This is a genomic window from Paramixta manurensis (assembly GCF_013285385.1).
In the GTDB taxonomy this organism is placed as follows: Bacteria; Pseudomonadota; Gammaproteobacteria; order Enterobacterales; family Enterobacteriaceae; genus Paramixta; species Paramixta manurensis.
Window position 1 is genome coordinate 3,425,425 of record NZ_CP054212.1, and the last position, 17,125, is coordinate 3,442,549.

Below are 17,125 nucleotides of genomic sequence, written 5' to 3' on the forward strand. Positions count from 1 at the left end.
TTGTCACACCGCCCTGGACGGGCATCCCACAGGAACCCACTGCGTGAATAACGCTATGACCATTCGAAGACGTCAGAAAACCGGTCTAATGACCCGTATTATTTTGCTGATTAGCTTCCTAATTTTGCTTGGACGTTTGCTGTACACCATTCCAGGCGCCATTGAACACCATCAGCAAAAAAAAGCGCAGCCGGAGCCAACGACTATTTCGTCCTCTACGTAGTACTGGCGTTACGACGCGAGTGTTAGGTTGTTTTCAGACACAAGGGATGTTTTATGTCTGTTTCTCACGTCCAGCAATTAGCTGAAATTCGTAACCGTATTCTGACGCGGTTGCTTAACGACCATGTCTTGGTTGATACCCTCCTCCAGCCTAAAGACACTGCTGAACCCGATAGCGCCATTCAACAGGCAATCATAGCGTTACAGCAAGATCTCGTCTTTATGCATGCCGCAGATATTGCCGATATTCTTGAGGCGTTACCCGAGGAGGAGCGTCTCGCGTTGTGGTCATTGATTGAAACCCGACGTCGGGGCGAAGTGTTGGTCGAAGCATCGGAAACCGTTTGGGAAAGCCTGACGGAGCGGATGAGCGATAAAGAGATCCTCCATGCACTCGAACCCCTTGATATTGACGATCAAGCCTGGCTGGCGAAGTACCTTCCTCGCGATCTGACCGGTCGCTTGTTGACCACGCTGGAACCCGGCTTACGCGCTCGGGTACTTAATGTGGTGCACTTTGATCGTGATCGGGTCGCACGCATCATGGATTTCAACTTCATCACGGTACGTGGTGATGTCACGCTGGCAACGGTACAACGTTTTTTACGCCACAAAAAATTTATGCCGGAAGGGACGGATAAACTTTTTATCACGGATAAAAGTAACCAGCTGCTCGGCGAGTTGGCCCTGACCGAGATATTACTGAATGCGCCAACAAAACGCGTAATTGAGGTAATGAACGCCAAACCGACCACCTTCCGGCTCGACGATCGTGCCGAAGAGGCGGCAGGCGCTTTCGAACGTTATAACCTGATTTCCGCGCCGGTGGTTGATGGCCACGGTAAGTTGATTGGGCGCGTTACCATTGAAGATATTGTCGACCTGGTTAACCAAGAGAGCGAGAGCAACATCCGTAAAATGGGCGGCGTCAGCCAGGAAGAGGATGTGTTTGCGCCGGTTAGAAAGGCAGTGCGTAACCGCTGGACTTGGTTGGCGGTTAATTTGTGTACCGCGTTTGTCGCTTCACGCGTTATCGGCCTATTTGAATCCACCATTTCGCAATTAGTGGCGTTGGCGACCTTAATGCCGATTGTCGCCGGGATCGGCGGGAACACTGGTAACCAGACGATTACCATGATTGTGCGTGCGCTGGCGCTTCATCAGGTAGAACCCGGCAACTTTTCTTTTTTAATTCTGCGTGAACTCGGCGTGGCGCTGATTAACGGCCTCATCTGGGGCGGAATTATGGGCGGCGTCACGTGGCTGATGTATCACAATCTGGCGCTGGGTGGCGTCATGATGTTGGCGATGGTGCTGAACCTTTTGCTGGCGGCGCTGATGGGTGTGTTGATCCCACTGATTATGACCCGCCTAAAGCGCGACCCGGCAGTCGGCTCCAGCGTATTGATTACTGCTTTAACCGATACCGGCGGATTTTTTATCTTTCTGGGGCTGGCCACGCTGTTTTTATTACCGCATTGATACCGGCGCACGCTAAGCACGCCGGTTTAAATTAACGCCTACTGTAATTGTTGGCGCAGAAACCTATCCGCCGCCTTCATCGTTGCTATCGACTCCGGGGTTTGATACTGCCAGTGAAAACCATGGGTGCCGCCTTCAGCAATCAACAGTTCTGAAGTCACGTCCACCGCCTTTAACTTCCAGAACAACCGCACTGCGTCGCTCAGCAGCAGATCTCGGGTGCCGGAAACAATCACACTGGCAGGGAAACTGGATGGATAAGTATCATAAAGCGGCGAAACCTCAGGCTTTCGCGCATCAATACCGTTGAGATAAAACTGGTTGGCGATACGTAACGTCAGCCCCAGTGGGGCGACATCCCGTCCATCATTGGCTACCGCGCTATCGCCATTCCCCGTAATGTCGGATGCGGGGCTAAATAAAACCTGTGCTTTTATCATTGGAAGATGCTGCCGCTGCGCCTTTAGCAACATTGCCAGCATAATTTCCCCGCCGGAAGAGCTACTGATACCAATCATCCGCTCGGGTCGGAAACGTGTCACCAGTTGTTTATAAACCGACAGCGACTGATCGATAGCGACCGGAAACTTCGCCTCTGGCGCCATATCATAATCAATAGAGTAGACCGTAACGCCCAGCGTACCTGCGACCATCAGCGCCGAGCGATCGCTGGCATCTCCCATCACAAACCCACCGCCGTGAATATTTATCGCAGCCACATCTTCCAAACCTGCCGCCACATGAGTTGGCGTGATAACCAACACCGGCACGCCGGCAATCGTGGTTCGCTGCGTATGTAAGGCGTATTTTTTAATCAAATCCGCTTCAATCGGCGCTTCGGAAGCATTGAATTTTTTTCGCCCGTCAATAATTTGCTGGTCACTAATCGGGATAAATGAAGGGATGATGGGATACGATGTTTTTTTAATAAACGCCGCCGCTTGTGGGCTGATTGCCGCTTGCTGGCCTGGCGTCAGGGTCAATGAATGACTACAGCCAGCCAGCGTTAATACCAGCGTTGCCGCAGTAACAACCTTCACAAAAGAGTTCATATTTCGGGTTCCGACGATCGCATGAGGTGGAAAGGCGCGGTTCGAAAGTTTTTCGATCCGCAAACAAACCCGATAATAATGCACTAAGTGCAAAGTTACCAACAGTGTATAATTATTTTCTGCTTCTGGTCGCCGTTACTTCGGCTCTCAATCTGCTAGCTGCTTAAAAACCGCGTTCAGATAATATTCAAATGGCTTCTTCCTCTGCTCTTCACTCCAGCATTCTGCCGAGATACGCATCGCACCTATTCCCATCATTGCGACTAAGCGTAGCTCCATACGCCGCGCGGGATCGGGCCATTTTTCCGTTAAAGCAGTAAATAAGGCCTGTTCCTGACGAATATAATTCGCCTGTTTGCGTGCCAGCAGCGTGTCGGTTGAATGCATCAAACGATCGAGCGCCGTCGCCTCTTCTAAAGAATAAGACGAGGTAATTTTTATTAGCGTCGCATATACCGCATCAAGCGGCGGTGTCTCCGGTGAGATTGCCAGCAGCTCAGTTTTGAAAGCCTCAGTAGAGCCGCTTTCCAGGGCGGTCACAATTTCCTCTTTCGAACTGAAATAGTGAAAAAAAGTTCGTCGGGAAATATCCGCCGCTTCGGCTATCGCATCTAGCGTGGTGGCTTCGAAACCGTTAGCCAGGAATAATTCCAGCGCGACAGTGATGATACGTTCATGCCTTGCCCGACGCTTTCTTTCGCGCAAACCTTCGATGGGCGCGGAGGCGTTATTAGGGGAAATGTGAGAGGGCTTAACCATGTTACTCCTGAAGATCGTCTTATCGCGTAGCGGATTTTACAGACCTGCCGCCTGCGCTGAATAGCTTGGTGATGACTCTTTTAACATCACTCAACGCTCTGCCCTTCCCGCAGGCGTATCGCGTCCCGACCGGGAGGAATGCCATAAAAGCGGCTATATTCGCGGCTGAATTGGGACGGGCTGTTATAGCCCACCGAAAACCCAATCGTCGCGACATCATCGGTGTGGGTAAGCAGCCGCACTCGCGCTTCCTGCAAACGCACTTGCTTTTGATACTGCCCCGGCGTCATGGTGGTTATCGCGCGGAAATGGCGATGAAATGAGGATTCACTCATGCCCGCCAGCGCCGATAAATCTTCAATCCTCAGCAGTTGCGCATAGTTAGCGCGTATCCAGCGAATCGCATGGCCGATCCGCGCCAGTCGGCTATCTGCCAAGCCAATTTGGCGCACCATCGCCCCTTGCGGGCCGTTTAATAGCCACCACAATATCTCCCGCTCAATCGCCGGAGCCAACACCACTGCGTCATCCGGTCGGTCAAGCAAACGCAACAGCCGTAACACCGCATCTCCGACTTCATGCGAGGCCGGACTAACGCCCAGCCCCGGGTGTTTTACCATTGCGCTGCGCGGCATGTTACCTGCCCTTTCCAACAATAACGACGCAATCATCGTCGGTTTCAACATCAATCCCACCGCTAGACAGGGTTCATTGACCGTCGCGAATTCAATGTGGCTGGCAATCGGTAACTCCACCGACACCACCAGATACTCGCCAGCGCCATACCGGAAAACACGCTCACCCAGCATGACCTTTTTCGTTCCCTGCACGACCAGTACAAACATCGGCTCAAAGACATGATGAATGGGCTCGCTCGGCGTGCTCTGCGCGGAAACCACCAAGCCGGGAATAGCGGTCTGCACAATGGCCGGCCGCAGAGGCCCGGCGTGACGAGCAATCAGGGTGGATAATTCTTGTAAGGGCGTCATAAGCGTATTCTCACTAAAGCGACGGCATTCGCCAGCGACTATCACGCAAACTAGCGTGATTGACAGGATTGTGCAAGATCCTGCCAGCTTGATGCTACCACGCCAAGAGCGGGTTCTGGTTAGATAATTTTCAACCCTACGCACCCTCCACAGGAGAAATGCTATGCCGCTTGATTCTTACCTTTCCCTTGGCCGTTCCGGCCTGCGCGTCAGCCCGTTTTGCCTCGGTACGATGACCTTTGGCGAAGATTGGGGCTGGGGAAGCAGCGTGGCGGAATCGGAAGCGATTCTGACCGAATATCTGGCACAGGGCGGTAATTTTATTGATACCGCCAACATCTATACCAACGGGCACGCCGAAAAAATTATCGGTGATTATTTTGCGACACGCGGTGAATTGCGCGATCGGGTGGTACTGGCGACCAAGTTCTTCTGCAACTTGCATCCTGGCGATCCGAATGGCGGCGGCGCGGGCCGTAAGGCCATCATTCGCCAGTGCGAGGAGTCGCTACGCCGCTTGCAGACTGATTATATCGATCTCTACTGGCTGCATAACTATGATCGCACAGCGCCGATTGAGGAGACGCTACGCGCGATGGATGACCTGGTGACTGCCGGTAAAGTCCGCTATCTCGGGGTTTCCGACCTACCGGCCTGGAAAGTGGCGCAGGCGGCGACGCTCGCCGACTTCTGTCATTTTGCGCCTTTTATCGCCATGCAGGTGGAATACTCACTGTTAGCGCGTACCGTCGAAGGCGAGTTGACGCCGATGGCGCAGGAGTTGGGCATTGGCGTCATGCCATGGGGGCCGCTGCGTGGAGGTAAACTTTCCGGCAAATATACCCGTGACAACGCAGGCCAACAAAAATCCGACCGCACCGGTTCGACCAGCGGGCTGAGCGCCGACGAGTATGCCGTACTGGATGTGGTCAACCAGGTCGCCGATGAAACCGGCGCCAGTGCCGCCGCGGTGGCTCTGGCATGGGTTCATCAGTGTCCCGGCGTCTCTTCTACGCTGATCGGCGCCAGACGTCTGGATCAGTTGCAGGCGAATCTTGCGGCGCTCGATCTAAAACTTACCGTTGACCAGCTTGCCCGGCTCGACGAGTGTTCGGTGCCGACGCTGAATTTCCCTGCCGACAATAACCGTCACCTCGCGCCGGGCCTCGCTTTTGCTGGTGCCACCGTGGACGGTGTAAAAACCACCGCGCAACCGATGATCGTAAACAACACCACCCGTTACTAAAAAACGGCGTCGCATAGGCGCTCAGGAGAAGCACAATGAAACAGATCCAACTGGGTTCCAGCGGCCTAACGGTGAGCGCTCAGGGGCTGGGATGCATGGGTATGAGTACCACTTACGGCCCAAGCGATGAACAGGAGAGCCTGGCGACATTGGCCCGGGCGCGTGAACTGGGCATCACTCTGTTCGATACGGCAGAAGTCTATGGACCGTTTAGCAATGAAAAACTGCTTGGCAAAGCGTTCGCCAGTACACGCGATCGCGTGGTGTTGGCAACCAAAGTCGGTTTCAAATTCGATGCCGCCGGCGCGCTCGAAATGGTCGCCGGTAGGCCGGTGGTTAGCGGCAAGCCAGCGCATATTCAGGCGGCGGTAGAGGGCTGTTTGCAGCGGCTGGGAACCGATTATATTGATTTGCTCTACCTGCATCGCATCGATCCTTCGACGCCGATCGAGGAAACCATTGCGGCGCTAGCAGCGCTGGTTAAGCAGGGAAAAATACGCTACATAGGGCTGTCTGAAGCCTCACCCGTGACTATCAGAAAGGCCCATGCCGTTCATCCCGTTTCGGCGGTGCAGATTGAGTATTCCCTGTTTGAACGTGGCGTGGAACACAACCAGGTTCTGGCAACCACGCGTGAACTCGGCATTGGTTTTGTGTCTTATTCCCCGCTCGGTCGCGGTTTTTTATCCGGTGCGCTCAATGATCTATCGTCGCTGGCGTCCACCGATTTCCGACGCTTCGATCCGCGATTCCAGGGAGAAAATTTACGCATTAACCTGCGCCTGGTCGACGGCATTACTAAAATTGCCGCGGCCAAAGGGGTCACGCCGTCGCAATTAGCGATTGCCTGGACCCAACAGGCTGGAACCGTGCCGATACCCGGTACCCGCCGCGTGAAATATCTGGAGGAAAATGCAGCGGCGGCTGACCTGATACTGACTGAGGAGGAGTTACAGGCGTTAAATGACATCGCGCCGTTTGGCGCGGCGGCCGGAGAACGTTATGCGCCAGCGATGATGGAAACGCTGGGACACTAAAAATATCGGCATGGTCAACACACGAGGAGGCACCCGTATGCAACCAGATTTTAACCGTCGTCTGTTACTGACTGCGGCGGCAGGCACTGCCGCCGTTGCCGGGTTCAATTCATCCCCGCTTTTTGCCGCCGCGCATTCCGCTGGCGCACCGCTTTCGCGTGACATGCTCTACTCAACCTCACCACAAGCAACAGCGCTACAGGGTGAAGCGGCCGATCGGGTTGCCATTCGCGCCTTGATTGATGCCTGGGCGCACTATGCCGATCGTCGGTTAGCGGAAAAGCAGGCAGCGCTCTTCACGGAAAACGGCGGGTATAGTATTTACAACGCCGAACCGGCGCATAGCCAGCCAGTGAGTTCCCGGCACGGACGGGCGCAAATTGTGGCGGCGCTGGCTACCCTTAACCAATTCGTGCATACCACCCATTTCAACGGGCAAAGCGCCATCGCGATTAAAGGGGATCGCGCGATCGGTGAATCTTACTGCCTGGCGCATCAGCTTCACGAAGTGAACGGACAACGGACGCTGCAACTCTTGTCGATTCGTTATTACGACGATTTTGTTCGGGTTAATGGGCAATGGCTCTTCGCCGAGCGGCAGTTAATTATTGACTGGAGTGATACACGTCCATCCGCCGAGAGTTAACAGGCGGCTCCTCAGCGGCGCTCTCAAGGTACCTGAGAGCGCCGGAATCAAGCACCAACTTATGCGGCGTTGAAGCTTTTCACCGCATCGGCCCCGGCGGGCAAGCGCATCGGGCTATTCGTATCGGTAACTGCCCGCCATACGGCCTCAGCAACATCCGCAGCCTGAGTAATGTCGGTGAGATTTTCAAAGCCAGCCAGTACATGTTGCGCCAGATCGCCATAGCCTTCCGGGAAAGCGTTTTCCATATGCGGGCGACAGTTCTCGCCAAAGCGGGTGCCGGGAGCGGCGCCGGGCAGAACCAAACGTACCCGTATATTATGCGGTGCCAGTTCCAACGCAAGTGATTCGGTAAACGCATTTACCGCGGCTTTACTGCCGGTATACACCGCCAACAGCGGCAGTGGTCTCACCGTCACGGTTGAGGTGACATTCACAATAGTACCGGCCTGCCGTTGACGAAATTGCGGGATGACCGCCTGGGTTAAGGCGATGGTGCCAAGCGTATTGGTCGCAAAAATTTCGCGAATACTTGCCATTGAAGCGCCTTCCAGCGCGCCCAACATACCTACACCCGCATTGTTAACCAGCACATCAATCGGACCGGCGGCTTCTACTGCGCGAGCGATACTGTGCGGATCAGTCACATCCAGCGCAATCACACTTAAACGATCGGATTGCGGAAACAGATCGGTGCGTGGCGTACGCATAGTGGCAATCACTTTCCAGTCACGCTCAAGAAAGTACTTGGCGGTTTCCAGCCCAAAGCCCGATGAACAGCCGGTGATAAGAATCGTTTTCATGTTAACTCCCGTAGAACTAAATGGTCGGTTAACAATAGATTGGTGCAATCGTACTTGCTACAATCGAAAGTCCGTAATTCTTTCGCCAGAGTCCAGTTATGATCGATCCGCTTGCCGATGTGGTTACGCTGCTGCAACCCGCCGCGCAGTTCTCTAAAGTTGCGGTGGCTTCAGGTAGCTGGAAAGTACGCCGCACCGATCGGGGCGAGCCATTTTATTGTGTGGTTTTAGCGGGTTGCTGTCGGCTCGCCGTGAACCGAGAGACGCCCTTTCTGCTGCAGGAAGGCGATTTTGTGCTGATCCCCGCCGCGTGGGATTTCACTCTCTACAGCCAGCATCCCGATGATTTATCGGAAATCGCAAGCGTCGCACCAGTCCGCCAGCCCAATGGTGAATTTCGTATTGGTCAACAGGACGAACCGCCGGAAGTCCGAATGTTGCTCGGGCACTGCGTATTTGATGCGCCGGATGCGGCATTGCTGGTATCGCTGTTGCCGCAGTTGATCCATGTGCGCGGCGAACCCAGGCTTACCACCCTGGTTCAGTTGGTGGGCGATGAATCACGTGCACAGCGGCCTGCTCGCGCGGTGGTCCTGGCACGCCTGCTAGAGGTTCTGTTTATTGAGGCGCTACGTTCAGCGGCGAGGACTTACGCATCGCCGGGGTTGTTACAAGGGCTGGCCGATGAGCGGTTGGCGGCAGCAATACGCGGTTTGCATGAAAAGCCAGCGCATCCATGGACCGTGGCGCAGATGGCAAAAACTGCGGCGCTCTCCCGCTCTACTTTTTTTGAGCGATTTCGTGCCACGGTGGGCGTTGCTCCGATGACCTATCTGCTCACCTGGCGTATGGCGCTGGCAAAAGATCTGCTGCGTAAAAACGCCGCCAGCATTACCGAGGTGGCGGAACGCGTCGGCTATAGTTCGGTAAGTACCTTTAGCGTGGCCTTTTCTCGTTATGCTGGCCTGACGCCAACCCGTTACAGGCAGGAACTGAGCGCCAGAAACCTGGCCGATGAATTTCAGCAGCCTGGCTAACCGGGCGGATAGTGGGATTTCGGCACTAAGTTATATACTTTAAGACCGAGCGAACCTTTATGAAACGGGGCTTAGCCGAGAGCCTGAGCCAGCCGTTTGAGGCGAGAGATGACCATGCACAGCACGAATTATCGGAACACACTGATCACGGTGTCGGATGATTGTCCGGTGACAGTGGCAACGCGGCCAGCCAAAGCGGGAACCATCGCAGAGCGACAGTTCGCACAGCTTTCAGCCGCGCCCTATACTCTGACGTCAGACGAACTGCTTCTCGCTGTCGAGAATGCCCGCAAAGGCCCGGTGACGGCAGACGAGTTCTTCGCTAAGCCACAAGCCTGCCTGCGCGCTTCTCCGCTGGTGAAGAAGCACGGTTATGGGCTGCACCACAATTCAGAGAGCCGGGTCGCGCTGGTCGCGATGGAGAGTGCCGAATATGCGCGGTTACTGGCTGATGCTTCGGTTGTGAAACGCCGGGGAATGCGTAGCTCGCGCCGTTGACTTCTCTCACCATGCGATAAAAGTACCGGCTGGCGTTGCCAGACTCAAAAACAAAAAAGCCCGCATCATTGCCAAACAACTGGCATTTGGAAACTGCTCGGGTTATCAGGCCATGATCAGACGCTTAAACAGTAACTGCTGGACGTCCTGCCGATGTGCCAGGATCGCATGCGCGGTCACTAACGTTCCATCTACTGAATACAAAACCCGGTAGCCTTCAGCGTGGTTAAACTCCCGGTACTTGGCGCAGCCAATTTTCAGCAATTCGGGGCAAATCTGGCCTTCCTGAGGGAACTGGCCTACGGTACTCTCAAACTGTGTGAGAATATCTGCGATAACCGGGCGCGGCTCAACATCAACCCGGCGCAGGAAACTCACTATTGTGTCGATGCAGTGCTTTACCGTCAGCGTGTACTCAAAGGTCACCTGCTGTTCCATGGAAATCCCTTAACGTTGAGCTCGCTGCGTTTAATCCGCAAGTCCATCCAGCAACTGGTCTTTCGAGAACACGCGCCCTTCAGCTTTATCTTTCTCTGACAGGGTAAGCAGCTTCAGCAAAGCGATAGTGTTTTCCCGTTCCTGCTGCTGATCATAGGATTCTATAACATAAGCAGGTACACCATTTTGTGTGACCAGGATGGGTTCTGACAGATCAAGCGTTGCTGCGTTCTTTTTAACGTAGCTGATTGTCTCTACTTTCATGATCCGTTCGCCTAATAGTCATATCTTGGCTTTAATATAGACCATATTTAGACCACCAACAAGGCTCCTGATTATCTGCTTTTCAGAGAGTGCAACTCTAAGACGATACCGTAAGAAATACCGCTAAAAAGTGTGAACTGTAATGAGGAAACATGAATGCACATAAAGAAAAACCCTCTGTATAAACAGAGGGTTGATTGCAGTATTGCCTGTTCATGAAAACCCAAGAAGGGCTATCGGCCTATTCCCACTCGATCGTTGCCGGTGGTTTACCGGAAATATCGTACACCACACGTGAAATACCGTTCACTTCATTGATAATGCGGTTGGAAACGCGACCAAGGAAGTCATACGGCAAATGCGCCCAGTGCGCGGTCATAAAGTCGATAGTTTCTACCGCACGCAGCGAAACCACCCAATCATATTTACGGCCATCACCCATCACGCCAACTGAACGGACCGGCAGGAACACGGTAAACGCCTGGCTGACTTTGTTGTAGAGATCGGCTTTACGCAGTTCTTCAATAAAAATCGCATCCGCGCGGCGCAACAGATCGCAATACTCTTTCTTCACTTCGCCCAATACCCGCACGCCTAAACCCGGCCCCGGGAAGGGATGACGATACAGCATATCGTACGGCAGACCGAGTTCGAGGCCGATTTTGCGTACTTCATCTTTAAACAGCTCTTTCAGCGGCTCAACCAGCCCCAGCGCCATCTCTTCCGGCAGACCGCCAACATTATGGTGCGATTTGATGACATGCGCTTTACCGGTTGCCGAGGCGGCAGATTCAATCACATCAGGATAGATGGTGCCTTGCGCCAGCCATTTCACCTCGGTCAGCTTACCGGCTTCTTCATCAAACACCTCAATGAAAACACGACCAATGGTTTTACGTTTCGCTTCCGGATCGTCAATACCAGCCAACGCATCGAGGAAACGAGCCTCCGCCGGGACGTGGACAATATTTAGACCGAAATGGTCACCGAACATTTCCAGCACCTGCTCAGCTTCATTCAGGCGCAACAGGCCATTATCAACAAACACACAGGTCAAACGTTCGCCAATCGCACGATGTAGCAGCATGGCGGTAACGGAAGAGTCTACCCCGCCGGACAGACCGAGGATCACCCGGTCGTTGCCAACCTGGGCGCGCAGGCGCTCAACCGCATCTTCAATAATTTTGGCCGGGGTCCACAACGCTTCGCACTGACAAATATCACGCACAAAGCGCTCCAGCATACGCAGCCCCTGGCGCGTATGGGTCACTTCCGGGTGGAACTGCACGCCGTAGAAACGTTTTTCTTCATTAGCCATAATCGCGAACGGACAGCTTTCGGTACTGGCAACGGTGACGAAATCGGACGGAATGGCGGTAACTTTATCGCCATGGCTCATCCACACGTCCAGCAGCGGTTTGCCCGCATCGCTAATCGCATCTTCGATATCACGCACCAGCGCGCTCTGGGTCACCACTTCTACCTGCGCATAACCAAACTCACGTTCGCTGGAGCCTTCTACTTTGCCGCCCAATTGCATGGCCATGGTTTGCATACCATAGCAAACGCCCAACACCGGTACACCAGCGGTAAACACATATTCCGGCGCTCGCGGGCTATTCAGTTCGGTGGTGCTTTCCGGGCCGCCAGACAAAATAATACCGTTTGGATTGAACTGACGAATCTGCTCTTCGGTAACATCCCATGCCCACAGTTCACAATAAACGCCAAGCTCACGCACGCGGCGCGCAACCAGTTGCGTATACTGCGAACCAAAGTCGAGGATCAATATGCGATGTTTATGAATATTTTCCGTTGTCATTAAGGCTATTCCAGGGCGATGTACTGATAATAAAATCGCCCGGCAGACGCCGGGCGGTAAACAAGACGGGAATTATGACCCCATACGGTAGTTCGGCGACTCTTTGGTAATCGTCACATCATGGACGTGGCTTTCCGAAATACCGGCGCCGCTGATCCGCACAAACTCCGCTTTGGTGCGCAGTGCGTCAATCGTGCCGCAACCGGTTAAGCCCATACAAGAACGTAGGCCGCCCATTTGCTGGTGAACAATCTCTTTCAGGCGCCCTTTATAAGCGACACGGCCTTCAATCCCTTCCGGGACCAATTTGTCAGCCGCATTATCGGTCTGGAAGTAACGGTCAGAAGAACCTTTAGACATCGCACCCAGCGAACCCATACCGCGATAAGATTTAAACGCGCGCCCTTGGTAGAGTTCGATTTCTCCCGGTGACTCTTCGGTACCGGCCAGCATTGAGCCAACCATCACACACGCGGCGCCTGCGGCGATCGCTTTGGCAATATCACCCGAGAAGCGAATGCCACCATCGGCAATCACCGGGATGCCGGTGCCTTCCAGCGCGGCAACCGCGTCAGAAACGGCGGTGATTTGCGGTACGCCGACGCCAGTAACGATGCGGGTAGTACAAATTGAGCCGGGGCCAATGCCGACTTTCACCGCGCTCACGCCCGCTTCGACCAACGCCAGTGCGCCCGCGCCGGTTGCCACATTACCGCCAACAATTTGTAGATCGGGATACTTGGCGCGCGTTTCGCGAATACGCTGCAACACCCCTTCAGAATGCCCATGCGAGGAGTCAATCAACAGCACATCCACGCCAGCGGCGACCAGCGCGTCAACACGCTCCTCGTTACCAGCACCGGCACCCACCGCCGCCCCGACGCGCAGGCGACCGTGCTCGTCTTTACAGGCATGAGGTTTACGTTCCGCTTTTTGGAAATCTTTCACGGTGATCATGCCCAGCAGGTGGAAACTGTCATCCACCACCAGCGCTTTTTCCACACGTTTTTCATGCATTTTTTGCAGAACGATATCGCGTGCTTCACCCTCTTTTACCGTGACCAAACGCTCTTTCGGCGTCATCACAGCGGAGACCGGCAAGCTCATATCGGTAACGAAGCGCACATCACGACCGGTAATAATGCCGACCAGCTCGTTATCACTGTTTACTACCGGATAACCGGCAAAACCGTTACGTTCGGTCAGCGCTTTCACTTCCTGCAAAGGGGTATCTGGCAACACGGTCTGCGGGTCGGTCACTACGCCGCTTTCATGTTTCTTCACTTTGCGGACTTCGTCAGCCTGACGTTCAATGGACATATTCTTGTGAATGAACCCCAGACCGCCCTCTTGCGCCAGCGCAATGGCCAGATTCGCTTCGGTCACGGTATCCATCGCGGCAGAAAGCATAGGGATGTTTAAACGAATAGACTTCGTCAGTTGCGTGCTGAGATCGGCCGTATTAGGCAGAACGGTAGAGTGTGCGGGAACGAGTAAAACGTCGTCAAAAGTGAGTGCTTCTTTAGCGATTCGTAGCATGGCAATATCTCAACCTGGGGTGAATGAGAACAGATAAAATATTGCCGCGGCATTATACAGGCCGAAACCGATTGCCTCCAGCGTTTTTTATCAAAAAGTCTTGATCCGCCCTCTCAGCCATGTAGTATCAAAGGATTAACCCGCTGATTTTTTATTTGATCTCTATCACATGTCGCTACCGCCAACCGCCAATATTTTTACCGTCAGCCGTTTGAATACCACGGTGCGTAAGCTGCTGGAAGGAGAAATGGGTCAGGTCTGGCTGAGCGCGGAAATCTCCAACTTTTCGCAACCCGCCTCCGGTCACTGGTATTTCACCTTAAAGGATGATGCCGCCCAAGTCCGCAGCGCCATGTTCCGCAACAGTAACCGCCGCGTCACTTTTCGTCCGCAAAACGGCCAACAGGTCTTAGTGCGTGCCAACATCACGTTGTACGAGCCGCGCGGTGATTATCAGTTGATCGTTGAGAGCATGCAGCCTGCTGGCGATGGGCTACTGCAGCAACAGTTTGAGCAGTTAAAACAGCTACTGGCTGCCGAAGGTCTGTTCGATGCACGCTTTAAACAAGCTCTCCCCTCTCCGGCGACCTGCGTTGGCGTGATCACTTCCGCCACTGGTGCCGCATTACATGATGTGTTGCGCGTGCTGCACCGCCGCGATCCCGCGTTACCGGTGGTCATTTATCCTACCCCGGTTCAGGGCAGCGACGCTCCGGCATCGATTGCGCGGGCTATTGAACTCGCCAACCTGCGCGCCGAATGCGACGTTTTAATTGTCGGTCGCGGCGGCGGCTCGCTGGAGGATTTATGGAGCTTTAACGACCAACGCGTCGCGCGGGCTATTTTCGCCAGCCGTATTCCTATTGTCAGCGCGGTAGGCCATGAAACCGATGTCACCATCGCGGATTTTGTCGCCGATTTGCGTGCACCAACGCCCTCGGCGGCAGCGGAATTGGTTAGCCGTAATCAAATCGAATTATTGCGCCAGTTACAAGCGCAGCAACAGCGCCTGTCGATGGCCATGGATTATTATCTGGCCCAGAAACAACGCCAGTTCACCCGCTTGCACCACCGCTTACAGCAACAGCATCCACAGCTTCAGCTTGCGCGCCAGCAAACACAGTTATTTAAGCTTCAGCGCCGCCTGGATGATGCGATGCAGCAACGCTTACGCCTGGCGGGCCGCCAGCAGGAGCATTTAACACAGCGGCTTGCCGCGCAACAACCGCAAAACCGTCTCCATCGCGCCCAGCAAACACTGCAACAATGGCACTATCGTTTACAGCAGGCAATGCATAGCCAGCTCAATCGCGATAAGCAACGCTTTTCTACTCTTGCCGCACAGTTGGAGGGCGTTAGCCCGCTGGCGACGCTAGCGCGTGGGTTTAGCGTCACCACTGCCGTTGATGGTTCGGTCGTAAAGCAAACTCGCCAGTTGCACACCGGCGACACGTTGAAAACCCGGCTGGATGATGGCTGGGTTGAGAGTGAAGTCACCAAAGTTTTACCGCAAAAAAAGCCGAGACGCTGAATATCACGCCTGACTGGAAGGCGAAAAGTAAAGGAAACGCAGATACCCACCCGGCAAACTATACTTAAGGGACATTCACATATTGCCTGGGAGACGGGTATGTACTATGGCGTTATACCTCCCTATATCTTGCGTAAAATTATCGATAATTGTTCCGGCCAGCAGCAGGATCGCGCGCGCCGTACGCTGACGCATGTTCAGAGTTTGATGGCGAAAAATCGACGCAAGCCAACCGCGTCGCAAACTGCCGTTGCCGGCCATGTTGAACGCGAGATTTATGATACGCAAAATACCGAAACCTTACCCGGTACGCTGGTGCGTAAAGAGGGGCAACCGGGAAATAACGATGTTGCTGCCGATGAGGCGTGGGAATATCTTGGCGTCACCTGGGATTTTTACTCGCAAGCCTATCAACGCAACTCGCTGGACAATCAAGGGCTGACGTTAAAAGGAACCGTGCATTACGGCCAGGATTATCAGAATGCGTTCTGGAATGGGCAGCAAATGGTGTTTGGCGATGGTGATGGCGAGATCTTTAACCGCTTTACCATTGCGATTGATGTGGTGGGTCACGAGCTTACGCATGGCGTAACGGAAACCGAAGCAGGCTTAATCTATTTTGAACAGGCTGGCGCGTTAAATGAGTCGATTTCCGATGTGTTTGGCTCGCTAGTAAAACAATTTCACCTTAAACAAAGCGCCGATCAGGCCGACTGGATTATTGGCGAAGGGTTGTTGGCAGAGGGTATCAATGGCCGTGGATTGCGTTCGATGGCTGAGCCTGGCACCGCCTATGATGATCCTAAGCTGGGGAAAGATCCGCAGCCCGCGCATATGGATGATTACGTTAATACGCGTGAAGATAATGGCGGCGTGCATCTTAATTCGGGTATCCCTAATCGCGCTTTTTATCTTACTGCAAAAGCCCTTGGCGGCTACGCCTGGGAGCTGGCAGGACAAGCCTGGTACGATACTTTGTGTGATAAAGCGCTGCCGCAGGATGCCGATTTTGAAACCTTCGCGCAATTCACCTTACGCCACGGGCAAACACGCTTTAACAAATCGGTAGCACAAGCGATCGAGGAGGCCTGGAAGCAGGTCGGCGTTTTATCATGAAACCGCTGCCCGATCTGAATGATGATGCGGTGATTGATCTCGCGCGCGAGGGCGGGTTTGCCTTTATCCCGAAACTGGCGGCTGAGCGGCGTATTGCGCTAGCAGGTTTGCCGCTTTCACAAAAACAGCGCGTGTGCGCCATTCTCAGGCAGGCAATGTCGCTTGGCGAGCCGCCAAGCGCGAACAACCCCGCCGGGCATGGCGATCAATTTTATTTTCGGTTACGAATCAGCTACATCACCGCACAACAGACGGGCGATATTGTGTTGCTGATTCCCGAAAGCCAAGCGCCAGAGGAGTTGAAAAAACTGTGGCAAGAGGGTGAGTAACTTGCGGTAAGCACTGGCCGGGTATGCCCGGCTATTACATATAAGGCAATGACTCCATCACCTACACGGCGTGCTTTACGCCACCACAAACACCACCCGCTTCTTCGATATTAAGCCGTGACCGTGCTGGCAAAAATAGTCCACTGCCCCACAGGCTTTTAATACCTCTAACGGCTGGCCGCAATCCGGGCAGCGTGCTTCGCGCGCATATTGCGCGCCACATTCGGCACAGTGAAACCCCTTTTCGGTAAGCTGCAGCTCATGCTTACAAGCTGGACAGAGTGGTTCCATCGCTTAGCTCCTTATCCATCACCA

General features: G+C 54.0%; 19 protein-coding genes. 10 read left to right on the forward strand and 9 right to left on the reverse strand.

Features of this window, described 5'->3' with window-relative positions:
• Window positions 1–55: 55 nt before the first annotated feature.
• Together PMPD1_RS16565 and mgtE are read left to right on the forward strand one after the other, a co-directional pair.
• Window positions 56–223 (forward strand): YfgG family protein, encoded by a 168-nt coding sequence (locus PMPD1_RS16565; RefSeq protein ID WP_435529695.1) that lies wholly within the window; start codon window positions 56–58, stop codon window positions 221–223.
• Between the two features lie 53 nt (window positions 224–276).
• Window positions 277–1,704, forward strand: a complete 1,428-nt coding sequence (gene mgtE / locus PMPD1_RS16570) for a magnesium transporter (RefSeq protein WP_173635085.1) — start codon at window positions 277–279, stop codon at window positions 1,702–1,704.
• Between the two features lie 38 nt (window positions 1,705–1,742).
• Here mgtE and PMPD1_RS16575 read toward each other — a convergent pair whose 3' ends face one another.
• The 3 genes from PMPD1_RS16575 to PMPD1_RS16585 form a co-directional block, all read right to left on the reverse strand.
• A complete protein-coding gene (locus PMPD1_RS16575) occupies window positions 1,743–2,756 on the reverse strand; it encodes an alpha/beta hydrolase (RefSeq protein ID WP_173635086.1) in 1,014 nt (337 codons plus the stop codon).
• A gap of 147 nt (window positions 2,757–2,903) precedes the next feature.
• On the reverse strand, window positions 2,904–3,515 hold the full coding sequence (locus PMPD1_RS16580; protein ID WP_173635087.1) for a TetR/AcrR family transcriptional regulator: 612 nt from the start codon (window positions 3,513–3,515) through the stop codon (window positions 2,904–2,906).
• Window positions 3,516–3,601: 86 nt separating this feature from the next.
• The gene (locus tag PMPD1_RS16585) at window positions 3,602–4,504 is read right to left on the reverse strand and encodes an AraC family transcriptional regulator (RefSeq protein WP_173635088.1); all 903 of its coding nucleotides are present in this window, start codon (window positions 4,502–4,504) and stop codon (window positions 3,602–3,604) included.
• 163 nt (window positions 4,505–4,667) lie between these two features.
• Here PMPD1_RS16585 and PMPD1_RS16590 point away from each other — a divergent pair, with 163 nt between their 5' ends.
• From PMPD1_RS16590 to PMPD1_RS16600, 3 genes are read left to right on the forward strand one after another with little or no spacing between them, the layout of a single operon-like run.
• Window positions 4,668–5,750, forward strand: a complete 1,083-nt coding sequence (locus PMPD1_RS16590) for an aldo/keto reductase (protein ID WP_173635089.1) — start codon at window positions 4,668–4,670, stop codon at window positions 5,748–5,750.
• A gap of 35 nt (window positions 5,751–5,785) precedes the next feature.
• Entirely contained in the window at window positions 5,786–6,787 is a 1,002-nt protein-coding gene (locus tag PMPD1_RS16595; protein ID WP_173635090.1) for an aldo/keto reductase, read from the forward strand.
• Between the two features lie 37 nt (window positions 6,788–6,824).
• Entirely contained in the window at window positions 6,825–7,433 is a 609-nt protein-coding gene (locus tag PMPD1_RS16600; protein ID WP_354292666.1) for a nuclear transport factor 2 family protein, read from the forward strand.
• Between the two features lie 59 nt (window positions 7,434–7,492).
• On the opposite strand, the gene PMPD1_RS16605 is transcribed toward PMPD1_RS16600, so the two are convergent.
• Entirely contained in the window at window positions 7,493–8,236 is a 744-nt protein-coding gene (locus PMPD1_RS16605) for an SDR family oxidoreductase (RefSeq protein WP_173635091.1), read from the reverse strand.
• A 98-nt stretch (window positions 8,237–8,334) separates the two neighbouring features.
• Here PMPD1_RS16605 and PMPD1_RS16610 point away from each other — a divergent pair, with 98 nt between their 5' ends.
• Window positions 8,335–9,273, forward strand: coding sequence for an AraC family transcriptional regulator (locus PMPD1_RS16610; RefSeq protein ID WP_173635092.1), 939 nt, complete (start codon window positions 8,335–8,337; stop codon window positions 9,271–9,273).
• A 114-nt stretch (window positions 9,274–9,387) separates the two neighbouring features.
• Window positions 9,388–9,771 (forward strand): DUF6157 family protein, encoded by a 384-nt coding sequence (locus PMPD1_RS16615; RefSeq protein ID WP_173635093.1) that lies wholly within the window; start codon window positions 9,388–9,390, stop codon window positions 9,769–9,771.
• Window positions 9,772–9,876: 105 nt separating this feature from the next.
• On the opposite strand, the gene PMPD1_RS16620 is transcribed toward PMPD1_RS16615, so the two are convergent.
• The 4 genes from PMPD1_RS16620 to guaB form a co-directional block, all read right to left on the reverse strand.
• Window positions 9,877–10,209 (reverse strand): type II toxin-antitoxin system RelE/ParE family toxin, encoded by a 333-nt coding sequence (locus tag PMPD1_RS16620; RefSeq protein WP_173635094.1) that lies wholly within the window; start codon window positions 10,207–10,209, stop codon window positions 9,877–9,879.
• 30 nt (window positions 10,210–10,239) lie between these two features.
• Window positions 10,240–10,473: a type II toxin-antitoxin system Phd/YefM family antitoxin gene (locus PMPD1_RS16625; protein WP_173635095.1), complete on the reverse strand. Its 234-nt coding sequence runs from the start codon at window positions 10,471–10,473 to the stop codon at window positions 10,240–10,242.
• 241 nt (window positions 10,474–10,714) lie between these two features.
• On the reverse strand, window positions 10,715–12,295 hold the full coding sequence (gene guaA, locus PMPD1_RS16630) for a glutamine-hydrolyzing GMP synthase (RefSeq protein WP_173635096.1): 1,581 nt from the start codon (window positions 12,293–12,295) through the stop codon (window positions 10,715–10,717).
• Window positions 12,296–12,367: 72 nt separating this feature from the next.
• Window positions 12,368–13,834 carry an IMP dehydrogenase gene (guaB, locus tag PMPD1_RS16635; RefSeq protein ID WP_173635097.1) on the reverse strand — a complete coding sequence of 489 codons (1,467 nt, stop codon included), beginning with the start codon at window positions 13,832–13,834 and terminating at the stop codon, window positions 12,368–12,370.
• Between the two features lie 169 nt (window positions 13,835–14,003).
• On the opposite strand from guaB, the gene xseA reads away from it, so the two are divergent.
• The 3 genes from xseA to PMPD1_RS16650 all read left to right on the forward strand — a co-directional run bounded on the left by xseA (window position 14,004) and on the right by PMPD1_RS16650 (window position 16,810).
• Window positions 14,004–15,365 (forward strand): exodeoxyribonuclease VII large subunit, encoded by a 1,362-nt coding sequence (gene xseA, locus PMPD1_RS16640; RefSeq protein WP_173635098.1) that lies wholly within the window; start codon window positions 14,004–14,006, stop codon window positions 15,363–15,365.
• A 99-nt stretch (window positions 15,366–15,464) separates the two neighbouring features.
• Window positions 15,465–16,481: a M4 family metallopeptidase gene (locus PMPD1_RS16645; RefSeq protein ID WP_173635099.1), complete on the forward strand. Its 1,017-nt coding sequence runs from the start codon at window positions 15,465–15,467 to the stop codon at window positions 16,479–16,481.
• Window positions 16,478–16,810: a protealysin inhibitor emfourin gene (locus PMPD1_RS16650; protein ID WP_173635100.1), complete on the forward strand. Its 333-nt coding sequence runs from the start codon at window positions 16,478–16,480 to the stop codon at window positions 16,808–16,810. The genes PMPD1_RS16645 and PMPD1_RS16650 overlap by 4 nt, the downstream gene beginning before the upstream one ends.
• Before the next feature lie 75 nt (window positions 16,811–16,885).
• Here PMPD1_RS16650 and PMPD1_RS16655 read toward each other — a convergent pair whose 3' ends face one another.
• Complete coding sequence (locus PMPD1_RS16655) at window positions 16,886–17,101, reverse strand: zinc ribbon domain-containing protein (protein ID WP_173635101.1); 216 nt, start codon at window positions 17,099–17,101, stop codon at window positions 16,886–16,888.
• Window positions 17,102–17,125: the final 24 nt, after the last annotated feature.